The 23388-nt window shown below is 66.9% G+C and carries 15 protein-coding genes; 11 read left to right on the forward strand and 4 right to left on the reverse strand.

What is annotated here, in order from left to right:
- The first annotated feature begins 133 nt into the window (after window positions 1–133).
- Entirely contained in the window at window positions 134–589 is a 456-nt protein-coding gene (locus tag WBA97_RS32530) for a hypothetical protein (RefSeq protein ID WP_424234805.1), read from the forward strand.
- Between the two features lie 10 nt (window positions 590–599).
- On the opposite strand, the gene WBA97_RS32535 is transcribed toward WBA97_RS32530, so the two are convergent.
- The 3 genes from WBA97_RS32535 to WBA97_RS32545 form a co-directional block, all read right to left on the reverse strand.
- On the reverse strand, window positions 600–6665 hold the full coding sequence (locus WBA97_RS32535) for a DUF5979 domain-containing protein (RefSeq protein WP_424234806.1): 6066 nt from the start codon (window positions 6663–6665) through the stop codon (window positions 600–602).
- Window positions 6666–6867: 202 nt separating this feature from the next.
- The gene (locus tag WBA97_RS32540; protein WP_424234807.1) at window positions 6868–7437 is read right to left on the reverse strand and encodes a hypothetical protein; all 570 of its coding nucleotides are present in this window, start codon (window positions 7435–7437) and stop codon (window positions 6868–6870) included.
- A gap of 480 nt (window positions 7438–7917) precedes the next feature.
- Entirely contained in the window at window positions 7918–8433 is a 516-nt protein-coding gene (locus WBA97_RS32545; protein ID WP_424234808.1) for a hypothetical protein, read from the reverse strand.
- Between the two features lie 241 nt (window positions 8434–8674).
- On the opposite strand from WBA97_RS32545, the gene WBA97_RS32550 reads away from it, so the two are divergent.
- The 4 genes from WBA97_RS32550 (at window position 8675) to WBA97_RS32565 (ending at window position 13119) form a co-directional block, all read left to right on the forward strand.
- Window positions 8675–9238 carry a TetR/AcrR family transcriptional regulator gene (locus tag WBA97_RS32550; protein WP_424234809.1) on the forward strand — a complete coding sequence of 188 codons (564 nt, stop codon included), beginning with the start codon at window positions 8675–8677 and terminating at the stop codon, window positions 9236–9238.
- A 47-nt stretch (window positions 9239–9285) separates the two neighbouring features.
- Window positions 9286–9642, forward strand: a complete 357-nt coding sequence (locus WBA97_RS32555) for a hypothetical protein (protein ID WP_424234810.1) — start codon at window positions 9286–9288, stop codon at window positions 9640–9642.
- 108 nt (window positions 9643–9750) lie between these two features.
- Window positions 9751–11181 carry an MFS transporter gene (locus WBA97_RS32560; protein WP_424234811.1) on the forward strand — a complete coding sequence of 477 codons (1431 nt, stop codon included), beginning with the start codon at window positions 9751–9753 and terminating at the stop codon, window positions 11179–11181.
- Between the two features lie 426 nt (window positions 11182–11607).
- Window positions 11608–13119 carry a phosphatase PAP2 family protein gene (locus WBA97_RS32565; RefSeq protein WP_424234812.1) on the forward strand — a complete coding sequence of 504 codons (1512 nt, stop codon included), beginning with the start codon at window positions 11608–11610 and terminating at the stop codon, window positions 13117–13119.
- Between the two features lie 298 nt (window positions 13120–13417).
- Here the strand turns inward: WBA97_RS32565 and WBA97_RS32570 are convergent, their stop codons facing one another.
- Window positions 13418–13987 carry a hypothetical protein gene (locus WBA97_RS32570; protein WP_424234813.1) on the reverse strand — a complete coding sequence of 190 codons (570 nt, stop codon included), beginning with the start codon at window positions 13985–13987 and terminating at the stop codon, window positions 13418–13420.
- Window positions 13988–14472: 485 nt separating this feature from the next.
- Here WBA97_RS32570 and WBA97_RS32575 point away from each other — a divergent pair, with 485 nt between their 5' ends.
- From WBA97_RS32575 to WBA97_RS32600, 6 genes are all read left to right on the forward strand, one after another.
- Window positions 14473–14973 (forward strand): hypothetical protein, encoded by a 501-nt coding sequence (locus WBA97_RS32575; protein WP_424234814.1) that lies wholly within the window; start codon window positions 14473–14475, stop codon window positions 14971–14973.
- A 398-nt stretch (window positions 14974–15371) separates the two neighbouring features.
- Complete coding sequence (locus WBA97_RS32580) at window positions 15372–15671, forward strand: hypothetical protein (RefSeq protein WP_424234815.1); 300 nt, start codon at window positions 15372–15374, stop codon at window positions 15669–15671.
- Between the two features lie 181 nt (window positions 15672–15852).
- Window positions 15853–16623 carry an NYN domain-containing protein gene (locus WBA97_RS32585; RefSeq protein WP_424234816.1) on the forward strand — a complete coding sequence of 257 codons (771 nt, stop codon included), beginning with the start codon at window positions 15853–15855 and terminating at the stop codon, window positions 16621–16623.
- A 796-nt stretch (window positions 16624–17419) separates the two neighbouring features.
- Window positions 17420–18376 (forward strand): cyclase family protein, encoded by a 957-nt coding sequence (locus tag WBA97_RS32590; RefSeq protein ID WP_424234817.1) that lies wholly within the window; start codon window positions 17420–17422, stop codon window positions 18374–18376.
- A gap of 662 nt (window positions 18377–19038) precedes the next feature.
- Window positions 19039–20907, forward strand: coding sequence for a hypothetical protein (locus WBA97_RS32595; protein WP_424234818.1), 1869 nt, complete (start codon window positions 19039–19041; stop codon window positions 20905–20907).
- 843 nt (window positions 20908–21750) lie between these two features.
- Window positions 21751–22419: a GIDE domain-containing protein gene (locus WBA97_RS32600; protein ID WP_424234819.1), complete on the forward strand. Its 669-nt coding sequence runs from the start codon at window positions 21751–21753 to the stop codon at window positions 22417–22419.
- Window positions 22420–23388 lie beyond the last annotated feature (969 nt).

The raw sequence follows: 23388 nt of genomic DNA on the forward strand, positions 1-23388 counted from the left end.
CACTGCGGGTAGCCACGCGAAACGTGTCACTAGGCGTTTTCGGTGTTTCCGCTAGGTCGCAACGTCCTGACCTGCCACGACGCCACCAGACATGTCATCAGATCCCGATTATCTGTGGAACGCAGGCCGGAGCATGGACTTCGAAGAAGGCGGACTCTCCTACTTCGGCGGGCTGCCCGGCGACCTGGATTCTCTGGAACGCGCGCTGCCTGTCCGGGATGGCGGCCGGGAGACGTTCAGCTGGTTCGAGGCCGTGCGGAACGTATGGGCATCCTGCGTGGTCTCACCAACGCTTCAATCTTCCATCCTGCGGGTACTTGCGACGAAACCCGGCATTGTCACCGGCGAGGACGAGTTCGATGTGCGCGGTCGGCACAGCGCGGTTGTCAGCACGGACACCGAGCGGTGGGGCCGTCCACAGCGGTACACCTTGCTACTCGACACCGGAACGGGCGTTGTGAACGAGTTCCGGATACTGGAGTTCCGCGAAGACGGGACACCCGATCCGGAACACGAGAAGAGCACCTACACGGCGTTCGTGTCATCGTCGCGAGTGGACGATACCGAGTCGCGGCCAGCGTCGCCGTGATCCGCTTCGACTAGCGTGCCCCAGGCTGATTCTGGTCGCGGCGTCCGCGTTTGACCACCAGCAGCAGACCGCCGCCGAACAGCAACAGTGCCATGCCGATCGCGACAGGAATCGCGATGCTCGCGCCGGTGTAGGGCAGCGCACCGTCGTCCGCGCGGGTATCGGGTCCCGGCGGCAGGGCCGGTTCGAGCACCTGGTTGGTGACCGTGATCGAGTGGGTCCGGCCTGCGTTGCCGGCATCGACGGTCAACACCGGACTCGCGCGGCCCTCGAGGAGGAGGTAACCCGGAGGCGCGGCGTACTCGAACCAGTAGTAGTCACCGAAGTCGAGATCGCCGATCGAGCACACCCCGTCCTCGGCGGTCGTGCACGTCCCGACGAGTTCGTCACCCTCGATGGCCCGGCGTAGTTCGAAAACACCGCCGGCCAACGTCTTCTCGGTGTCCACGTCGATCTTGCGCACCGCGATTGTGGTGAGCAGGCGTGGGTCCAGGAAGGTGGTCGGTGGCAGGGCGGTGCCCGCGTTGGACGCGTCGATGACGATCGGGGCGCTCACCGGGTCGGGTGGCAGCGCGTACCCGGCCGGCGCCGCGGTCTCCACCCAGAGGTAGGTGCCGAACCCGAGTTCGCCGATGGTGCACGATCCATCGGCACCGACGGTGTCGCAGGAGCCGATCACGTCGTCGTAGACCTGGTCGGCTTCGTCGAGCACCAGATCGAACGACGCGCCGGCGAGTGGCGCCCGGGAGACGCCGTCGAGCTTCACCACCGTCAGCTCCGAGGCCGCGGGCCGCGCCTCGTTGGTCACGGTGACGACCGGCGCCGTGGTCTCCGCGTCGAGCGTGATCTCCGCCGGCTCGATCGTCGTCGCTCCCCACACGACGTTGGGCACGTTCGGCGGCGGCTCCTCGGCGAACGCGAGCACGTCGCCGTGGCTCAGCGCCGGCCCGTCGACGACCGTCCCGTCCGCCAGGATCGTGAGCGGGGCGGGGGCCGGCGCGCCGTTGACCGTGTAGCTCATCGTGAACGCCGTGCCGGCAGGCACCAGGTCGCTGCCGTCGCCGGTGAGCGCCTTGCGCGCCTGGAACGAGGCGGCCTTCGCGGTGTAGGTGTTGGTGACCACCACGAGCGGGGTCTCGACGTCGGGATCGACCGTGATCATCACAGGGTTGATCGTCGCCCCGCCCCATTCGACGCCCGGCAGGTCCGCCGGGGTGGTCTCCTCGAACGTGACGACGTCGCCCTCGATCAACTGGGCGGGACCGTTGACGATCGTGCCGTCCGCCAGGAGTGTCAGCGGGGTCGCGGCCGGCGTGCCGTTCACCGTGTAGTCCACGACATATTCGGTGTCGCCGGGGACGAGTCCGGCGCCGGATCCGGTCACGGCCTTCTGGATCTGGAACGTTCCTGTGCGCTCGACGGCCTCGTTGGTCACGACGACCAGCACGGGCTCGGCCTCGGCGTCCAGGGTGAGGGTGGTCGGCGTGATGTCGCGCGTGCCCCACGCCACGCCGGGCACCGCGGGCGGGGTGACCTCGGCGAAGGTGACGACGTCGCCGTGGCTCAGCGCCGGGCCGTCGACGACCGTCCCGTCCGCCAGGATCGTGAGCGGGGTCGCGGCCGGTGTGCCGTTGACCGTGTAGGTCACCGTGAACGCCGAGTCGGGCGGCACCAGATCGGCACCGTCGCCGGTCAGCTCCTTCCGGATCCCGAAGGTGGCGTCCGCGAGGACGGCCTCGTTCGTCACCGTCACCTGCGGCGATGCGGTCTCGGCGTCGAGGATGAGCTGCGACGGTTCGATCACCGGCGTGCCCCACACGATGCCCGGCACCGCGGGCGGGGTGGTCTCGTCGAGCATGATCCGATCGTCGTGACGGAGCACCGGCGACTCGACGACGGTGCCGTCGGCGCGAATGGTGAGCGGTTCGGCCGCGGGCACGCCGTTCACCGAGTACTCGACGGGGAACTCGGTGTCGGGCGGCACGGCACCGGCCCCGGTCCCGGTGATGGCCTTCCGCACGCCGAACGAAGCCTCGTCGAGAGCTACCTCGTTGGTGACGGTGACGAGAGGGACGAGGTCCGCCGCGGCGTCGAGGGTCAGTTCGGCAGGCTCGATGGTGGCCTGACCCCAGGTGACACCCGGCACGCTCGGAGGCGTCACCTCGGTGAAGGTCACCACGTCACCGTGGTACAGGTCCGGACCGTCGACGACGGTCCCGTCCGCCAGCACGGCGAGCGGCTCGGCGGCGGCTGTGCCGTTGACCGAGTAGCGCACCTCGAACGTCGTGTCCGGCGGGACCGCGGCCATCCCGTCGCCGGTGAGCTCCTTGCGGAGCTGGAACGTCACCGCCGCCAGGTCGGCCGTGTTGGTCACCAGCACGGACGGCGTCGGGACCTCCGCGTCGAGAGTCAGCTCCGTGGGCCCGACAACGACCGGTCCCCACGCGACTCCGTCGATCCGGGGCGGCACCACCTCGGCGAAGATGATCACGTCGCCGTGTCGCAGCATCGGTGCGTCCACGACCGTCCCGTCGGCGGTGATCGTCAGCGGCGTGTCCGAGGGCGCACCGTTCACCCAGTAGTCGACGGTGAACTCCGTCGTGCCGGGGACAAGAACGCCACCCATGCCGACGACGGCCTTGTTGATCTGGAAGGTCGCGGCCTTCGGCGTGGCCTCGTTGGTCACGGTGACCAGTGGCGGGTCGGCTTCCGCGTCGAGGATGATCTCGGCCGGTTCGATGGTCGGCGTCCCCCATGCCACCCCTGGCACCGCCGGTGGGGTCGCCTCGGTGAAGGCGAGCACGTCGCCGTGACTCAGGGTCGGCCCGTTGACGATGGTCCCGTCCGCGGTGATCGTCAACGGAGTGGCCGCCGGCGTGCCGTTCACCGTGTATTCGACGGTGAACTCCGTCGTCTCGGGAATTCCGAAGCGGAACGCCGCGTCGCCGGTGATCACCTTGCGGATGCCGAAACCGGCATCGGCGAGCAGGGCCTCGTTGGTCACGGTGACCAGTGGTGGGTCGGCTTCCGCGTCGAGCGTGAGTTCGGCCGGTTCGATGGTCCCCGGTCCCCATGCCACTCCTGGCACGTCCGGTGGGGTGGCTTCTGCGAAGGTGAGCACGTCGCCGTGTCGCAGCATCGGTGCGTCCACGACCGTCCCGTCGGCCGTGATCGTCAGCGGGGTGGCCGCCGGTGCGCCGTTCACCCAGTAGTCGACCGTGAACGCCGTCGTGCCGGGAACCAGACCGGCACCCGGCCCGGTGACCGACTTGCGGAGCTGGAAGGTCGCCGGGCTGAGACTGTAGGTGTTGGTGACCGTGATCAGCGGCGTCTCGCCGTCGGCGATGGTGACCGAGGGCGGACTGATCTCGGCCCCTTCCCAGACGAGCCCGTCGATCTCGGGTGGCGTGACCTCCGTGTAGGTGACGACCGCTCCCTCCGGCAGTCCCTCGGTCGTGACGATGGTGCCGTCGGCCAGGATGGTCGTGGGCAACGAAGGGTCCACGACGCCGTTCACGCTCCCCTCCAGGGTGAACGACGTGTCCGGCGGAACCAGGGCCGCGCCTTCGCCGGCCAGTGCCTTCTGGATCTGGAACGACCCGGTGCGTGCGACCGCCTCGTTGGTGACCGTCACGAGAACCGGCGGGGCATCGCCGTCCAGCGTGAGAGTTGGTGGGTCGATGACGATCTCGCCCCACGCGACGCCCGGCACGGCTGGCGGTGTGGCTTCGGCGAAATCGATGACGTCGTCGTGGTGCAGCACCGGGCTGTTCACGACCGTCCCGTCGGCGGTGACCGTCAGCGGCACGTCCGCCGCGATGCCGTTCACCGTGTAGTCGACCGTGAACGTGGTGTCGCTCGGCACGAGAGGCGCGCCGGCACCGACCAGCTGCTTCCGGATCTGGAACGAGGTTTCCGCCAGTCGCGCCTCGTTCATGACGGTGGTGACTCGTTCCTCGACATTGTCGACGACGAACTCGTTCCCCGGTATCCAGTTTGGCGGCCCCCACACGACGCCGGGGATGAACGGCATCTGTGACTCGACAAACTGGACGTGGTCGCCAAAGAACAGGTCCATGAACAGCGTGAATCCGTTGTTCGGCGAGATGGTCAGCGTGTGGGTGATCGCGCCGTTGACCAAGACGTCGACCCTGAACTCCGCGTTTGGCGGGACCAGATGAGCCCCGTCGCCGACCACCGTCTTGAGGAAGTGCATCACGGTCGGTCTGTGCTCGTACTTGTTGTGCATCTCGACCACGGTGTGTGGCTCATTCGGGCCGATCACCACCGGGCGCGGCCAGTAGTCCATGCCCATGAACTCGTACCCTGGCATGGGAGGCGGGAACACCTCGTCGAAGTTGATCTCCGTGCCGACCGGGAAGGTCAGGAATCTGCCGGTGGCGGGGTCGCGCGGTCGAACACCCATCTCACCGACACGCACCTCCATGGTGCCCTGCGCGGTGTTCGGCGCGCGGTCGCCGACCGTCTCGCCATCGTTCACGACGTAGCCGTCCTGGAGCATCCCGTCGCGGTTGCGCGCCGACCAGATGATCTTGAAGGGTTCCGGTGTCCACGGCACGTTCGAGAGCTTGTTGAGCTCGAAGTCGCCGAGAAGCGTGTTGGTGAGCTCGATCCGCGACTGGCCGCCCTCGAACGTGGTGAACTCGTTCGTCACCACACCGTCGACCTCGACCACCGGACGGGCCCACACCCATTCACCGATGCCGACGGGCACGTAGTCGCCCTCGGTGATGTCCTGGTCGGTCAGCGCGAGATCCTCGGTCACCGTGCAGGTGGCGTTGGGCGGCAGACCCTCCATGTCCAAGGACTCGTTGGCACGGACGGTGAAGTACTCGGTGACGACCTCACCGGTCGGCAACGCGCACCGGACCATGCCGTGGAACCGGGCGAGCCGGCCATCCCCGTTGAACTGGTAGTCCAGGAACGATCCCGGCGTAAGGATCTTGGCGAGCGTCGCCGTGCTGGTCGCCTCGGCGGTCGTGGCGCGGCAGGCGGTGGCCAGGGCGCCGGTCCACGGGTAGTTGTGCAGTTCGTTGCCGTCGCCGGACACGACGAGGTCGCCACCGACGTAGACGCGGCCGTACGTGTCCGTGCCGACCGTCACCGTACTGTCCGCCGTGGGGACGAGGATCGAGCCGAGCACCGGGTTGGTGCCGCCGACCGTCAGGTCCGTCACTGCGGGGAAGTTCCACATGATGGCGGCCGCGGCGTTGCCGAAGTGCGGGTTGTACACGTCGTCGATCCGCACACCGTCGAGAAAGGTGGCCTCCGGGCGCAGGGCGGTGACCGGGCCGCCGACGACGTTGACGATGATCGGCGGGTACTCGCCGTCTGGGCCCTGCGCGATGCTCGAGAAGAAGATCGCGTCGACGCCCGCGAGGTCGGCGGCGGAGATCGTGAAGATCTGCCGGTTCATCGTGTTGTCGCCGGTGAAGGTCACCCAGCCGCCGGCCACCGCGCCTGCCGAACCGGGAAGGCTGGCCAGGTTCGAGGACAGCGTGGCGATCGTGTTCGGGAACGTGGCGTACTGGTCGGCGGCCGAGGACGGGTTCTCGATCCCGCCGTTGTTGGTCTCGATCGAGCCGATGGCGGTGATCGTCCCGCCGACGGCCAGGTTCCCGCCCAACAGGTTGCCCGCCTCGTCGACCGCCCCGGCCCCGATGTTCAGCAGGTTGTCCTCGGCCACGCCGAGGCCGCCGCCGACGATCATCATGTCGCGACCGGGTGGCGGGACGATCTGTGAGCCCATGGCGAGGGTGCCGACGTGGAGGCTGCCGGGGGACCGCATGACCATCGCCTCGCCCCCGACGACGAGGAGCCCCTCGATCCCGGCTGCCGAGTTCGTCGCGGTGAGGTCACCACCGACGAAGACACCCACGTTCGAGTCGGTGTACAGAGGAGTGGTCCCGGTCGGCGGAGGCATCTGACCGGGAGAGGGGCACACGGGGTCCTGCGCGGCCGCGAATGCGGGGCTGGTCACCACGGGAAGGCCGGACGCCAACACGGCGCTCACCAACACCGCGGCCAGCCGCCGAACCCAAGACTGCGTTGCCATGTGCACGCCTCCCAGGCAGCCGTCTGGGCAGCCCTCTGCCATGCCCACACGCCGCCTACCTGCAAGGATGCAAACACGCCGGGGGTGATCGCGCCATTTGGCGACCCACCCAGCAGCGCGAATCGGTGCCCAGCCAGGATCGCCTCAGACCTACCCCGGATGGGTGAACAGAAACTGACAAGAATTCCACTTTAGGTCAAGTTCAGAACAGATCCACGATGGTCATCGACGATGTTCCGTCGATCTCGCTGAGACCGCCGGGCGAGAGACAGCCTGCGCTGATGTCGAGGTTGAGTAGCACGGCCTCACGCAGGAACGTTCCGCCGGTAAACAGGCCTGAGGTCACTGTGCCGATTTGTGTGGAAATCTGCGCCTGACCCTGCACGACGACGTTCGCGACATTCACAGTGGCAACCGAACTGCCTGCGTTCCAGGTGAGCGGCAGCGGCGAGGCAGGCACATCCAGCCCGTCGAGAACCTCATCGCAGTCCCGGGTCGCGAAGAAGGAGACAGCGATCGTCGCCGAGGTCACCTGTGGACTTCCCACGGTGATGCAGGTGCTGCTGCTCGCTATGGAGATCGCTGTCAACGTGGGGGTTCCGGTCAGCGGCGGCGAGAACGTGATCTTGTTCGATCCGACGCACTCGACCAGCGCGGTGGCCGCGGCTGCCGGCGTACTGAACAGGAGCGCGCCAACGGCGACCAACGAGCCGACCGTCACGATGGAAGCAATTCTTCTTCCGGCACGACGAATGACTGATGCGAACAACACGAGTTGCTCCTCTCATCGGACGTTCGCCCAGCCCCTGCCGGCACGATATACAAATGAGAGAACGCTCTACAGGCGTCGAGTCTACAACAATCAATTCGCCGAGAGAATAGCTGCGACGAGGCAACAGGCGAGACCGATGAGATGGTGATTTTTGAACAACCCGAAACATGCCCATTACCCCGCTGCCGGCATGCCGGGAAGCTCTCCAGTAATCTCGCTCGACGTCGGCGGTGTTCTCGTGCTCGGCGACCATGGCCAACTTGTACTCCAGGCTGAACACACGCCGCGCCGGACTGCTCACGACCAACGGCACGGCCGATACGTCCGCTACACCCTCAACCTGCCCGACCTGACAACGCTCGGAACAGACCTACTGGCAACCGTACTGCGCTGAGCAGCCCACAATCCCCGGAAAGAAACACCGTCCGCTCATCGGCAGGAGCGGCCGGTGTGACAGAACGATCAGCGGCTGCGGAGCGTTCAGATACGGCGCCAATCGTGATCGGTGTCGCGCGAGGGCGGTTGGTCTGACAGGCCGTTCTCGTCAAGGCCGTTGAAGATGTGGAGATCGCCGCAATCTGTTGCCAGCCAGAGACCGGTCGTCAGCCACACAGCGTGTCGGTCGCGGGGATCGCTGACGTTCTTGGTGACGAATCTGAACGATGTCACGGCCACCGTCTCGAGTGTCGCACCCGTTATCGCCGCGAGTGCCGGGTGCGCCGCCTGCCGCCATTCGAGTGGCCACTCGACCCAGCCTCTCGGCGTGAGTGCCACGTCGATGGTGCCCCACGTGATCGAGAGATCGTCGAACTTCTCCCAGCAGACCTCGAGTTGCGGCCCGCGATCCAGACGGAGGACAACGGGTAACCCAGCGAACCACTCATCGTGTTCCAGATTCCACACTGTCCACGTCTCGACGACCCGGAGGTTCGACAAGGCACGCAGTCGTGCGGCCTGCCGGTCGAGCTGCTCGTCGGCCGGGCGGAAGTCAGGCACCCATCCCGAGACGTCAGGGTCTGTCGGAGTCACGGGCAAACGGTTCCAGAGGACGCCGACCGAAGCACCTTAATTCCTACAGCCATCGGCAGAAGAGGATGCGCTGGCGCTGTTGACGTCGACGATGCCGTCATCGAACGTCGCCGAAGCAGGCCTGCCATAGGGTCACATCGGCGACACCGACAGTGACTCGCCGCCCGGCGGCTTGCGTCATGGAGTGAGTGAATGTACAGTCACTCTCATGTCCTCCCGAACCACCGCCCTTTCCACTTCCGAGATTCGGCGCCCCGTCGTCGCGCGGGCAGCGCTCCTCGAGTTCTCGCGCGGCGGCTACCACGGCACCACGATCGCCGACGTCGCCCGCGAGTCCAAGATCTCGCCCGCCTACGTTTTCAAGCTCTTCCCCGGCAAGGAGGCGCTGTTCGTGGTAGCCCTCGAGACCTGCTTCGCGGAGATCGTCGAGTCCCTGGCCGAAGGGGCCGACGGCGCGGCGGACCAGAGCGCGGCAGGGGTTCTCGACGCGATGGGCGGCGCGTACGCGGAGCTGATCCGCGATCGCGCACTCCTGATGCTCCAGGTGCACGCCCAGTCGGTGGCCGAGGTTCCCCAGATCGGCGCCGCCCTCCGCGCCGGGCTCGAGCGTGTCACCACCTTCGTCAAGCAACGCTCCGGCGCCGACGACGACGACGTGCAGCGATTCATCGCCTACGGACAGTTGTGTCACCTGCTCGTCACCGCGCAGATCGACGACCTCCCGGACAAGTGGGCACGCATCCTCTCCCACGGCATCCGCCACCCCGACTGACTCCCATCAGCACTCCACACCCACTCCGCAAGAAGAAGGCAGACATCATGGCCACGCCCAGCACGACCACAGCCACGCCGACCGGCAGCAGTCGCACGGTTCCACGCCACGTCGTCCACTCGGCCTGGGCGGTGCCCGTTCTCGTCGTCGGGCAGTTCGCCTTCCTCGCCGTCATCCCGGTGACCCTGATCGCCGTCGGCACGCTTCGGAAGGTCAAGAACCGAACGCTGCGCCTGCTGGCCGGCCTGCTCACCGCGACCTATGCCGTGCCGTTCCTGTGGTGGGCCGCCAATCCGGACCGGGCGGCGAGCCTGTCCAAGGACATGAGCCCGGTCTTCGCGAGCCTGATCGTGGCGTCGTCCGTGATCTTCGTACTGCAGGTCATCCGCTCCCGCAGGCGCTGACTATTTTTTTCACCCAAAGAGTGAGTGGCTAATCACTCACATCCGGCGACCGGCGGGTTTCTCGCTCGTCGTGACCGGACCCGTACATGAATCGACAAGGAGTTCCTCATGATCACCGACCTCGTCCCGCGCGCAGAAGCCGCGCCCATCGTCCGCAGCAGTCGACGGTGGATCGCGCTCGGCGTGCTCGCACTGGCCCAGTTCCTCGTCGTCCTCGACGCCTCGATCGTCAACATCGCCCTGCCCGTCCTCGGGGACCAATTGCACCTGAACACCACGGCGCTGTCCTGGGTCATCACCGCCTACGTGCTGCCCTTCGGGGGGCTGCTGCTCCTCGGCGGCCGCCTCGCGGACCGCTACGGCCACCGCCGCGTCTTCCTCACCGGCATCGGCGGGTTCGTCGGCGCCTCCACCATCGCCGGGCTCTCCATGACCAGCGAGGTGCTGCTGATCGCACGTGCCCTGCAGGGCGCCTCGGCGGCACTCCTCGCCCCCGCAGCCCTCGCCCTGCTCACCCACCTGTTCCCCGACAGCAAGGAGCGGACCAAGGCTCTCGGCGTCTGGGGCGGGGTCGCCGGCATCGGATCGGCTGCCGGTGTCCTGTTCGGCGGCGTGCTCACCGCCACGCTCGGCTGGCAGTCCGTGTTCTTCGTCAACGTCCCCATCGGTGCACTCGTCCTCGTGGTCATCCCCTTGCTGATCACCCGCGACGCGACGCGTGCCCGCGGCAGGATCGACCTGCCCGGCGCGGCCACGATCACCGGAGCGCTCGTGGCCGCGGTCGGCGCCTTCAGCGCCATCGAGCAGGTCGGCTTCGCTCACCCGCTGACGATCGGCCTCGCCGCCGTCGCCGTCGCACTCGGCGTCGCGTTCGTCGCCATCGAGCGCCGCACCGCCGAGCCACTGGTGCCCCTGACCATCTTCCGCAACCGCAATCTCAGAGTCGGCAACATCGTCATGATGCTGACCGGTGCCGCTATGGTCGCCCTGTTCTTCGCCCTGTCCGTCTACATGCAGGCCGTCCTCGGCTACGACGCGCTCACCACCGGCCTCAGCCAGCTCCCCCTCGCAGGCGCACTCGTGGTCGTCGCAGGCGCCGCGCCAAGCCTGATCAGCGCACTCGGCGCCAAGCGCACCCTCATCGGGTCGCTGCTCGTCCTCGCCGCCGGCCTGCTCTGGCTCTCCCTGGCCCCCGCCGACGCCAACTTCCTCACCGAGATCCTCGGACCGTCACTGCTCATCGGCATCGGAATGGGCGGCGCGTTCGTCACGACCACACAACTCTCGGTCGACCGCGTCACGGATGACGAGGCCGGCCTCGCCGGTGGACTGGTCAATACCAGCCAGCAGATCGGCGGCGCACTCGGCCTCGCGGTCCTCTCAACCATCGCGACCGTCCGCAGCGAGAACCTCATCCAGGCCGGAGTCCCCCACCCCGAGGCCCTGACGAGCGGCTTCTCCTGGGTCTTCCTCGGAGCCGCAGTGATCGCTGTCGCCGGGGCCATCGTCGCCGGCTTCAGCAGCAGCGAACAACACTGAGGTCAACCAGAGCGCTCGGACGAGCTTACTCAGCCCGTCCGAGCGCTCTCTCGCACGTCTACACGGCGACGGCCATCCAGTTTCTCCTTGCCTGAACAAGATGAGGTCAAGGAGGTCACCGCTTCGCCTAAGACCGACCCCTTTCCAGCCACTCGTCGCACGACGCTCGGTGACCGCATGTCTGGCCGGACCTGGTCCTGCTGCCCAGTATCAAGTAGCCGCGAGTCGGGTGTGGACGGTGGTCCTGATGAGGCGTGTTTCTCCGCAGTGGAGCGCAGGTCTCCTGCATCCTGCGCGTCCGCAAGGTGTTCCACACGCCGGCCATGAGGTGGGCCGTGACTGACAGGCCGCGTACGAGGCCGTGATCCGGGGTACCCGATCTCGCGACAGCGATGATGCCGAGCGGTCCGGGGATGTGGTGACGACGTGGCACATGGCCAGACGCCGAGCTTCGGGCCAGGTGGCCGGTTCGCGGTCCGCAGCGCGGGTGCGCTGGTCGCGGTGGTTGTGGTGGGCGCGGCTTTCGGGCTGGTGGCGACCCTCGTTCGGGTCGAATGGGAGCCGGTGCGGCGGCTGGACCTCGCCCTGGCCGACGGGCTGAACGACCTGCTGGCCGACGACGCCGTGCTGGGCGAGGTGCTGCGGGGCGTGACAGATCTCGGCGGCACCGCGACGCTGCTGTGGCTGATGGTGGTCGGCGCGCTGTGGTTGCTGCTGCGCCGCCAGCCCCGGCTCGCGGCCTACGTCGCGGTCAGCACGTTCGGCGCGATGATCCTCAACGCCGTGGTCAAGGAGTTCGTCGGCCGACTGCGGCCGGTTGTCGACCAGCCCGTCTACACCGTGCCCGGACTCAGTTTTCCCAGTGGTCACGCGATGAGTTCGCTGGTCACCTACGGGGTGCTGCTGCTGGTCGTTCTCCCACTGATGCACGGCACCACCCGCCGGGTGCTGACCGTCGTGGTCGTGCTGATCGTGGTCGCGATCGGCTTCACCCGGGTCGCGCTCGGCGCCCACTTCCTCACCGACGTACTCGCTGGCTGGCTGCTCGGCACACTCTGGCTGCTGCTCACCACCCTCGCCTTCCACCGCTGGCGGCGAGAGGCGCACGTCCCGGCCACCGGACCCCTGCCTGGGGACGTGCCCTCGGATGTGGCCGCCAACCTGCGTCCGGTGCCGCGGCGGCACCCGCCGACGCTGTCGCACCCGTGGCAGGGGATCGGCGTTCTCGCGATCGCCTGGGTGTTCCTGAGCGGCATGCTGGTGGGGCTCGGCAAACTGGTCGCCGGAGATGGCGGACTGCCGCCGTTGAGCTGGGACCACACCATCGTCGCGTGGCTCGCCAACCACCGCGATCCCGCCGTCACCACTCCACTCCGGATGGTCGGGACACTTGGCGACACAGCGGCCATCGTGGCCGGCTCTCTCGCGATCGGCTCGCTCGCCGTGGCGCTCTCGCGTACCTGGCGCCCGCTGCTGTTCGTCGTGGTCGCGCTGATCGGCGAGATCACCCTGTTCCTCACCACTACCGCTGTCGTCGGCCGGCAGCGCCCCGAAGTCGACCAGCTCAACCCGAACCTGCCGCCCACCTCGAGCTTCCCGTCCGGACACGTCGCGGCGACCCTGGTGCTCTGCACCGCCACCGCGCTACTCGCGGTCACCCTCCTCCGCCACAGGTGGCGCTGGGTCGTCGCCGGAATCGCCATGGCGATTCCCCTGCTCGTCGCGATCGAACGGCTCTACGAGGGAGTGCACTACCCCACCGACATCGCCGGCTCGCTTCTGCTCGCCGTGCCCTGGACCGTCATCACCTGGCGAGTCCTGACACCAAACGGTGGTATGTCCGATGTGGACCATGCGCCCGCCAGCGGCGTGACCGGCTACCCCGTGAGTTCGAATGGACCGCACGGAGATACCGGGACGACGTCGTCGCGCTGCTGAACTGCGCACCGTCATCACCCTATGGCCGCACTGAGCGAGAGCCGCGCGGCAGAGGGTCCGCGGCCTGTCTCAGGGGGCGGGTCGCGACACAGACGAACACCCCGCCGAGCCGGAGAGCGTGCGGGGTGTTCGTCTCGCGCCAGCCGTGTCGGTGTGTGTGGGTCGGTCGGGCTACACGACCGGCCTTGTGGTGCGACGGAGACGGACGCCGCAGGTGTGCACGGCGACACCTACAGCAACGACAGCGCTGCCATCGCACCACTCTGGGCGGTACGCACGTGGTGTCGGTCCTCGTGCGTCACGCGAACGTCAACGTGACGACATCGAACTTCTCGGTGATGCCCGGTGGGGCGAGGCAGTTCAGCAGATTGACCGTCGGTCCGACGATGACCTCGACCGCCGTGTCGCCGGCGAACAGTCCAGCCGTGACGGCGCCGGTCCGCGTGAGTACGGTGTTGCCGCCGACATGCGTGGTCGTCGAGATGAAGTTGTACGTACTGGTCTGGCCGGTGTTCCAGGTGAGGGTTCGCGTCCCGCTGCCGATGTCCGGCAAGTCGACGCAGGAAGCCGGCGCCTGGAAAGCACTCGCATTGGCACCGGCGGTCACCAGCGGAGCGCTCGCTGACACACACGGTGCGTAGATCGTGTTCGTGGTCATCGACTTGAGTCCGGGAATCAAGGTCAGCCCTGGTGAGAAGGTGATGTGCTGCGTGCCTGCGCACACCAGGTCCAACGGTGCCGCATGGGCGACACCGGCTCCGATCGGCACAACCACCGCCGAGGCCACCACCGCGGCCACCATTACTCGCAATGCGCGAAACACAACCACTCCCAACATAGAAGGCGGAATATCATCGAGTGCCCCCATGATGGGCGGATACCTCCTCGGTTGAAACCCGGTTTGCCACCTCGCGGCACAGCATCTCCGCGAAGACGTCGAAGCGCGGCCGGCCACATCCCGAGCGACCCGGGCATACTCGGGATCCCATCGATTCGACCAGACGATCCGCCATGAAACCCTTTCGCCGCACAGCCTTCGTCACGACCACAACTCGATCAGCACATGCCGCGGCGGGCAACCAAGGGGCCGCCAGTCCAACCGCCGGATAATCAGCGTGATCGGCAAGATGATGGGTGGCGGGCCACCGCGACCGACACAGCTTCTCGGCTATCGACTGGGCTAGCTGGCGCGCAACACGACCCTCTCCCGTCAACCTGCTCGAACATTCGTGTCCCGCATAGCGGCACACGGGCACTTCTACCTGCTCAGCCGGGTTACCCTGGCCCCAAAACAATTAGCGCAGCACGAATGGAACAATCATGACACGATGGATTGTCCGAATTATGGTGGCAGTGTCCACCGCCGCCGCGGGGATCCTTTTTTCGGCGGCAGGCGCGTCCGCGGACGTCAGTGTGGAGGCGTGCACCGGCACCAGCAATCAGAGTTTCTCCCCTGCCCTCACACAGACCGCACAAAGCGTCAACTTCAGCGCCGCCAGCAGCTACACCTGCACGATCAACGGAAGCAGTGCCGTCGCCTCGTTCGGCACGACCGCAACCTTGTCATGCCTGAACGTGCTGGCCGGTCTGCCGCCCTCAGACCGGACGCTGACGTGGACCGGCGGTGTCGGATCGGCGACCTCCACCCTTCATTTCACCGGATGGCAGACCTCCGCCACCCTGAGCACCGCTCAGGGCATCGTCACCGCCGGACGGTACGCCGGTGACATGGTCGTGCTCGTCTTCGAAGCCGTCGCCGTCAACGGCAGCGGCATACCGCTTCTGTGCCAAGCCGGACTCGGCACCATATCCTCGTCCATCACCGAAGACGTACTCGCCATCGTCGGCACCTGACCTGAATCCGGCGTCGCGAGAGTCGGTCGGAAGATGCCTTGATTCTTCCGGCCGAACTGGCACGCTCACCGAGGCCATCGAGGGCCTCATCACCTTGCCCGCACTCGGCGACCGGTCCGCGCCCCGGCTCGTCATCGCACGCGGCCCGCGACCGCGAGCCGCCGTACCAGCGGTTCATTCTGGCGATGACAACCCGACCGTGCCACCAGAATTCCTGTTCCCGCCTCGGGATGACTTACCTGACGCGGTCACCACGTACCCGCCGTGCGTCGGGAGGCTCGACAACGAGCCTGCCAACGAAGCCCGTGACGGCACTATCGGGATCGAAAGAGCAGCGGCAACTCGGGCGATTCGACAAAGAACTGAGCCAACTCGCGCGCTCCTCCAGCGGATCCTGAATGGCCGCGGCGGTTGTGAACCCGCACCAGCCGCCGTCGCGAGCCCACGGCACATTCCGGGAAGCCGACGCAATCGTCACGACAGGGCCCGCAGAACTCGCACCAGCCAGAGCAGTTGATCGTCGGGAACAGCAGAAACCCGCCGCCTCCGGCAGTCGGGAGCCGCCGGGCCACTCGCAGGGCCGCCGGATCATCGGCGTTGGCTGCGGCCAGACCGGCGGCAACGCGGAGATCGCCTTCCGCACCGCACCGGGTGCGCCGTTCATCACCGCATCCATGTGCTTCTCGGCGGTGACCTGACGCAGCAGGACGCCGTTAAGCACGGTGGCCGACGGGCGCGTGTCACGGTAACGAGTGACATGCGGGCTGGTCAGCGGCGTGGCTCATCGGAGCGAACCACCCGGCCGTGGATGATCCAACGGGACGGTGGCTGCGCCCCGCCGCCACTTGGGTTCGACGACTACGAGGAGGTGCCTGACCTATGGCCGGAGAGAACGCAGCCAGGCTCGCGGTACTGATCGACGCGGACAACGCGCGGCCGTCGATCACCGAAGGATTGCTGGCCGAGGTCGCCAAGTACGGCACCGCGCACGTCAAACGCGCGTACGGCGACTGGACCGGCACCAGTCTCAAGGGCTGGAAGGACCATCTGCTGGCCCAGTCGATCCAGCCCATTCAGCAGTTCGCCTACACCACCGGGAAGAACGCCACCGACGCGGCGATGGTCATCGACGCGATGGACCTGCTGTACTCGGGTCGCTTCGACGGATTCTGCATCGTCTCCAGCGACAGCGACTTCACCCGACTCGCCGCACGACTACGCGAATCCGGCCTCACCGTCTACGGATTCGGCGAGCGCAAGACACCCCAACCGTTCGTCGCGGCCTGCGACAAGTTCATCTACACCGAAAACCTCACCTACACCCACGGCCCCACCGCACCACCAGCAGCCGAACCCAAACGAAAAGCAGCCACGGCCGCCGCGCAACTCAAGAAAGACACCACACTGGTGAACCAGCTGCGCAACGCCGTCGAGGCAGCCTCAGACGACGATGGCTGGGCTCCACTCGCATCCGTCGGCAACATCATCACCAAGCAACGCCCGGATTTCGACTCCCGCAACTACGGCTACGCCAAACTCAGCGACCTGATCACCGCGACCACACTGTTCGAGCTGGATCGCCGCAGCCCCGGCGACGGCAAATCAGCAATCATCTACACCCGCGACAAACGACGCCAGCCCAACGAGTAGACGATGCTCCCTCCGACTACGCCCACACCTTCCACACATCACTGAACGACTGCCAGGGATGCCGTCCGGAGCCGTGATGGACCATCAGCTGGGCACCACCAACCACACTCGTGGGCGAGTTCGAAGGCTATGCCCCGCAGGTTGAGGTGCGTCTTATACGGAATATCGAGCGGGATTTCGTGGCAGTCCCACAAAACCAGCCGGTTTCCGTTGGCCGTGCTGCCGTCATTGGTCAGGCCGACGCATTTGGGAGTCGCGCTGGCCACACTGCGGATGGTGCGGCCTTCAATGGCGTTCGCAGGGAGGGAACACTGGCTGTCAACGCCAGCGCACCGGCCAGCCAGGATCAGAGGCGACAGATCCGAGGCTCATGGACCGTGACCGCCGCCCATTGGCGAGGCCGCTGATACGTGAATAGATGCCGCTCTCAGTTGATCCGGCGTAGTAGTCCACCCCATCGTCGACGTCGCGATCCTTGTGACGGATCTACAGCGGCTCTGTGACGACTTCCCGACGGGGAAGGCGAGAACTGCTGTGCCTATGGTGCACCAAAGGTTCCCGTAACCCTCCGCTCCGATCCGAGAGCGTGTTTGAGAAAGAGAGGCCTCACCACCCGCCTCCGTGACCGCACCAGCAGTACCTCGCACGCAGTATGAACGGCTACCGGTGCCACAGCACCACAGGTCAGCCGTGCCTACTTCGTGACCGGCCGACTGCTTGCCCGCTGCTCTAGTGTCATGGCAGTTCAGCGGGCCTTGGTGCCTCGGACCGCGTGACCGGAGGAGGCGATGCTGGGATGACGGCAGGGCGACCGATGCCCACACAGGACGACGTGCTCGGGTATTTCGACACGCTGTCGAACTGGGGACGGTGGGGCACAGACGACGAACTCGGCACTCTGAACCACATCACCGACGACGTCCGGATCGCGGCGGCGCGGGCCGTGCGCCACGGCAGGAGCGTGTCGTGCGCATGGGAGGTTGCCGTACCGGAAGACATGGAACGGTCGACGACGACGTGCCCATGCGCCGCCGACATGCCGGGTGCCGAGAACATGCCGCTGCCCGGATTCCGCAACGACCGGCGCTGGGGCTTTTCGTCCGAGCGGCTCGGCATCACGTTCCACGGCAACACCCTCACCCACGTCGACTCGCCGTGCCACCTCTTCTGGGACGGCACGATGTACAACGGGCGGTCGCACTCGTTGGTCGACGCCGCGACCGGATCGGCGTGGGCGGCCGTCACGGCGGCGGCGAACGGGATCATCACGCGTGGTGTCCTGCTGGACGTCGCGAGGGTCCGCGATGTGCCGTGGCTGGAACCGGGGCAGGGTGTGTTTCCCGACGATCTCGAGGAAGCCGAGCGTCGCCAGGGTGTGCGGGTGCGATCCGGCGACGCGGTACTCCTGCGGACCGGCTATGGCCGGGTCCGGCACGAGGCCGGTGCGACCAGCTGGTTCACACAGGCCGGCTGGCACGCGTCCTGCCTGCCGTGGCTCCGTGAACGAGGCGTCGCGCTGATCGGCGCTGACACCCCACAGGACGTTCAGCCGTCGGGCTACGAAGACGTCCTGATGCCGGTTCACGCCGTAGGCCTCGTCGCGATGGGTCTGTGGCTACTCGACAACTGCGACCTGGAGGCATGCGCGACGACCGCCGCCGAACTCGGCCAGTGGGACTTCCACCTCACAGTCGCACCCGTCCGCTTCGCCGGTACCTCGGGCAGCCCGGTCAACCCGATCGCCACATTCTGACCACGGGACCCACGACGACGACTGCATCGCCCGCCGCAGCGTGTCTCGCCGGTGCCAGCCAGCAACTCCAGAGCCAGGCCCGGCGTGTCGACGGCTCGCCGATCTACGCACGCACGATGTCGACTTGGTAGCCCACACACCAGGGATGCCTTGAGGGACACGAATCGACTCGCTACCAACGCCTCTGGCAACGCGCCGGTGGGAACCAGCAGACATGTCGTCAGAAAGCTGTGTAGGTGGCACCCGGGGTGTCGTTCCCGCACGCGCGGGGCTGGTCCACGTCTACGGGGGACCACTACCCGGGCTAGCTCGGGGCTAGCTCACACCAGCTCGGCGAACGGTCGGCGCCGACCACACACGTTCCGGACTGCATCGTGGGGTGTCGCCGTCATCGGGTTCAGCGCGTCCACGCCGACGACCTCGTCGACCAGCGCCCGCGGAAACGTCAGCCCGTCCGTCGTGCGTACCTCGGCAACTCGATCGCGCCCGCCGCCGAAACCCACCGGCCGGGCATCAGCGGGCTCGCGCCATGTACGCACATGCGATGTGCGGTAGTCGCTGTCTGTGGTTTTGGCGCAACAATCGTGGCGCGAGGCCCGATGTCATCGCATGTGGAGGAATCTGTGGGTTTCGGATTGTTGGGTGCGCGTGTCGTAGGGGTGGTGCTCGCGGTCGTTTGTGTGTTGCTGGTGTCGGGGCAGCCGGTCGCCGCGCAACCTGGGGCTGATGTCGGCTCTGTGGTCTCGCGGTTGGAGCGGGAGCAGGTCGTGCGGTTGCCGGGCGCGGTGACGTCTGTCGATGTCGGGCGGTTGGCGACCTGGGATCGGGTGGTGCTGGCGCCGGCGGCCGGACTGCCGGATGACCTGGAGCCGCTGTGGGCTTGGGCCAGCGGCCAGGGTGTCCGGTTGACGGTCGTCGAGGGTTGGTGGATCGCGCAGCAAGGTGAGACGGTGCGGGTCGAGCGTGAATCGTTGCCGTGGGTGCTCGCGTCCGGTGACGTCACCGACATCGTCCTGGGGGTTGCGGCGCCGATACCGCAGCGCCTGGCCGCCGCCGATGCGCTGGCGGGCGGGTTGCGGGCCGACCATTTCGACATCGGTGTGCGGCTGGTGACGCTGCCTGCCCGGCCGGCCCCCGTGACCGGCTACGCCGCCGCGCTCGCGGACCAGCATCCCGATGAGATGGTCGTCGTCGCGTCCGGGGCGTGGCTGGAGTTCGCCGGTCCCGGCGCGACCCGGGCAGCGACCGCGCGGGACGCCATCTACGGGCTGATGCTGCTGCGCCGCGGCAGCCTCCTCGGCTCCGATGCCGCCGACCTGGTCACCGCGGTCCTGGACCGGGAAGCCAGCCCGCCGCCACGACCGCTCTACGCGCCAACGGAGTGGGACAAGATCCAGGACACCGTGTACTTCTGGCTCGCCCTACTGATCGCCGTCGTCGGCGGGTGGCTGCTGATCCGCCACCGTCACGCGGCGGACGTGGGGCCGATACGGATGGCATGGGCCAAGGCGCATCTGCGAGTGCAGCTACTGACGGTCCAGTTGGCGGCCGCTTCCGGGCCGGACATGGCGCACCAACACGCCACCACCGAAGGAAAACCCAGGACTCCCGGGAAAGTGAAAACCGATCGTGTGCGGTCAGGTTCACGTCCCGTGGGCAAAAGAAGCCGCGAGAAGAGCCGCCGGGAATCCAGCCGAGGGCATGCGGCACCCGAGCCCACCGCGCGTCCGCGGGGTAGCGCCTCCTTGCGCGCCGGTGTCTACCTCGCCTGCCTGATCGCCTTCCACATCTGTGTCTTCGCTCTCACCGCGGACCCCGCCGATGAGGAGAAGTACACCCCGCAGAACGCAGCCCACCAGCTTCGGTACTCGTCGGTGTACACCTATCCCCTCTCCAACATCAGTTCCGCTCTCGACGCCGAGGAAGCGAGGGAGATCGTCGGCGACCGGCCCCTGGTGGCCATCGCCGGATTCCCCACGATGTGCACCGAGATCGCCGAGGAACTACCCGACGTGATCGTGGTCGTGGTGAACCCCTACCCCGAGACCCCGATCGTCGACTGCGTCCACGATGGCTCCTTCTACGACCCCGCTGTGCTACGCGACGTGCGGGACACCACCAACTACCTCGCAACCGGCGACGACCGGACCGCGTACCTCGCCGAATACGTACGAGCATTCGACACACGGCACCCGTCGCTACGTCGCAACCCAACCGACAACGGCGACCTCACCGACGACCTCATCACCGTCATACCCCTGCTGGTCGCCCTCGGACTCGCAGTATTCGGCGCCATCGCCCTCCATCGCACCTGGCACACCACAAACACCCGCCTCAACCGACTGGCGAACCTCCTCGCCTCCGACAGCACCCCTCCAACCCCTCACGAACGAGTCGCGACCGCCACCGAATACCTCCACACGCTCAGGGGTTTCGAAACCGCCACCACCAAAGAACAACGAGCCACAACAGAACAGCGACTCGCCACACTGGAACAAACCATCACCGAACAACACAACCGCGCCACATAGCCAACTCAGCCCCCAACGCGCTCTCTTGCGGCGAGGCGCGCGTCCGAAACCGCGCGCTATGGGACTGTCCCCCCAAACGGCTCTGGCGCACTTTCGGTGGTGCGGTGGGGGTCATGATCGTTTTGGCGGCATGGACCATCGCCGCACGCGAGGTGGACCTCCCCCCACGCACTTTTCTTCGCCCGAGGCATCGACCTCCTGCGCCACCGCATCCTCCTCGGGTATCACCACCACCGAAAGTGCGCCAGAGCCGTTGGGGGACAGTCCCTCTTCCTGGTCCGCGAGGGCAAAAGTCGCCTTTCCGTTGGGGGCGCCGGGTCGATACCCGCGTCGTGCAGGATCTGCCAGACCGTCGAGCTGGCGATCCTGTGGCCGAGCAGGGCCAGTTCGCCTTGGATCCGCCCATGACCCCACCGTGGTTCTCCCTGGCGAGCCGCAGCACCAGAGATGTGATCGCAGCTCGCGTCGGTGGGCATCCGGTGCGTCGACGCGCGGAGTAGTCCCACTTCGAACGTGTTTGAGATCTCTATGCGATGGTGAATTGGCGTGGTCCGGGCCGTGCGGCGGGGTGTCCGCGGTGATAGGACTCGCTTGATTCCCAGATCCTTCGCCAGCTCGGCGACCGGTTGTTCCCCTCGCGAGCCAACTCGACCGCACGACGACAGACACCTCAGGTCAGGTCCAGGCTAGGGGGAAGCTCAACATGCTTTGATGGGGTGGACTGGGTTCGATCTGAGGGGGCGGGGAGTGTCTGGGGCGTTGACAGGAGCGATGTTGCTGGGGGCGGTCTTGTCGGCCGCTTCGGGTGTGTGGGTCCTGGAGCGGTTGCACGGGGAGCCGCCGGTGGTTGATCCGGTGCCGGGCACCGAAACGTGGACGGTCGAGGAGATCGAGGCGCTGCGTCAGGGCAGTGAGGAGATCGGGATTGGGTTGCGCCGCCAGGTGGGGATCGTCGCGGCGGTCGGCCCAGGCAGGGACGGGTTGCTGACCGCCCCCGACAGCGGCGTGGAGTGTGTGTGGTGGCGAAGCGAGAAGATTCGGCACTACACGGAGTGGATCGAGGGAGAGCGGCACGACCGAACCGAGCGAATCGGTCACGACTGGAGTCGGAGCGCTTTCACTCTCACCGACGAAACAGGCACCTTGCTCGTGCGCGCGGCCGACGTCGAGATCATCGGCGCTCCCAAGGTGCACTCTCGGCGGGAGCATGTCGAACCGCATGGCCCGGCGCCGGGCCATGAATCCGTCACAACTGGGCTGGTCTACACGGAGCGCGCGCTGCCGGTCGACACAACGATCTTCGTGCACGGCGAGGCGCATGACGCGGACGAACACTTCGTCACCATCGGCAAACCACTCGACGGTGGGCCCTTCATCCTGTCCAGGCAGCCCGAGTACCTGCTACGCAGCAGGGCCAGGAACAAGCTGATCGCCGCGGACAAGACTCGCTTGAAGGGATACGTTCTGCTCGTGCTGGCGCCGCTGTTGCTGGCCCTCGCCTTCATGATTTGATGAGCCGTTTCATCCTGGTCTGGATGTGTTGGCAGGCAAGGGTTCTCGTTGATCACAGCTTGATGATCATCGGCGTGCCGTCTCGGCGATCGGCCGTTTCGACCGCAACGCAAACCGGACCGCTTCCTCGCGAAACTCCGGCGAACACGGACTTCGGTGGACCACGTGCACTCCCTCAACTTCCGGACAGGACAAAACTATTAGGTTCCTGTCCGGAACCCGGAGGCCCCTCAGGTGACACGGAGCCGAGACCGTTGTTGGGTTTGGGCTTGGCGGCGTCGGTGCTGGTCGGTCGGCGTGGTCGCGGTCGGCAGGGCCACGTTCGCGTGGTCGGTCTGGACCTGCTACCTGGACGCCGACGGCGGGAAACTGTCGTACTACGCTGCCAGGGACGTGCAGGAATTACTCGATCTCGCCTTCTTGAGCGGGTTCCTTCTCATCACAGTGTCGGCTGCCGTGTTCCTGGGCTGGCTGTGGCGTACGCGGGTGAACGCCGAGCTAGGTTTCGCCCCCCAACTAGCGGATCGCGCACTGTTTCTGCTGGTCATCCCTCCTATGGAGGACTCATTCAAAACCCGTCCAGTGTGCGTACGAATCGCACCGGCAGATTCGAACCTACCGCCCACCTGCTCCGCGCCTGATGGCTGACGCGGATGCTCCTTGGGTGCTCAGCGGCGGCGGCCTGGACCGGCACGACCCGACATCGGCCGACAGCTGTGAACGCCAGCTACCTGCGGAAACGGTACGCGGCGACAGCCCCCGACACTGGGCGGCACGACCGACCGCTGGCTCTTAACCAGCGGGGCGGCCTGGATCCGCAGGGCCGTGCGACATCGTCAACTGACGGCCCGCCCGTCATCCGCGAGCGGTTGGCCTCGCCGCGAATGTCATCGAGCCGCACCGTCCGGTACCCGGCCGCGACGCCACGCGGCTGGAGCAGCGCATGACCCCATTTCACGCTGGAACAGG

It is taken from the genome of Actinophytocola sp. (assembly GCF_049647105.1).
Lineage (GTDB): Bacteria > Actinomycetota > Actinomycetes > Mycobacteriales > Pseudonocardiaceae > Actinophytocola.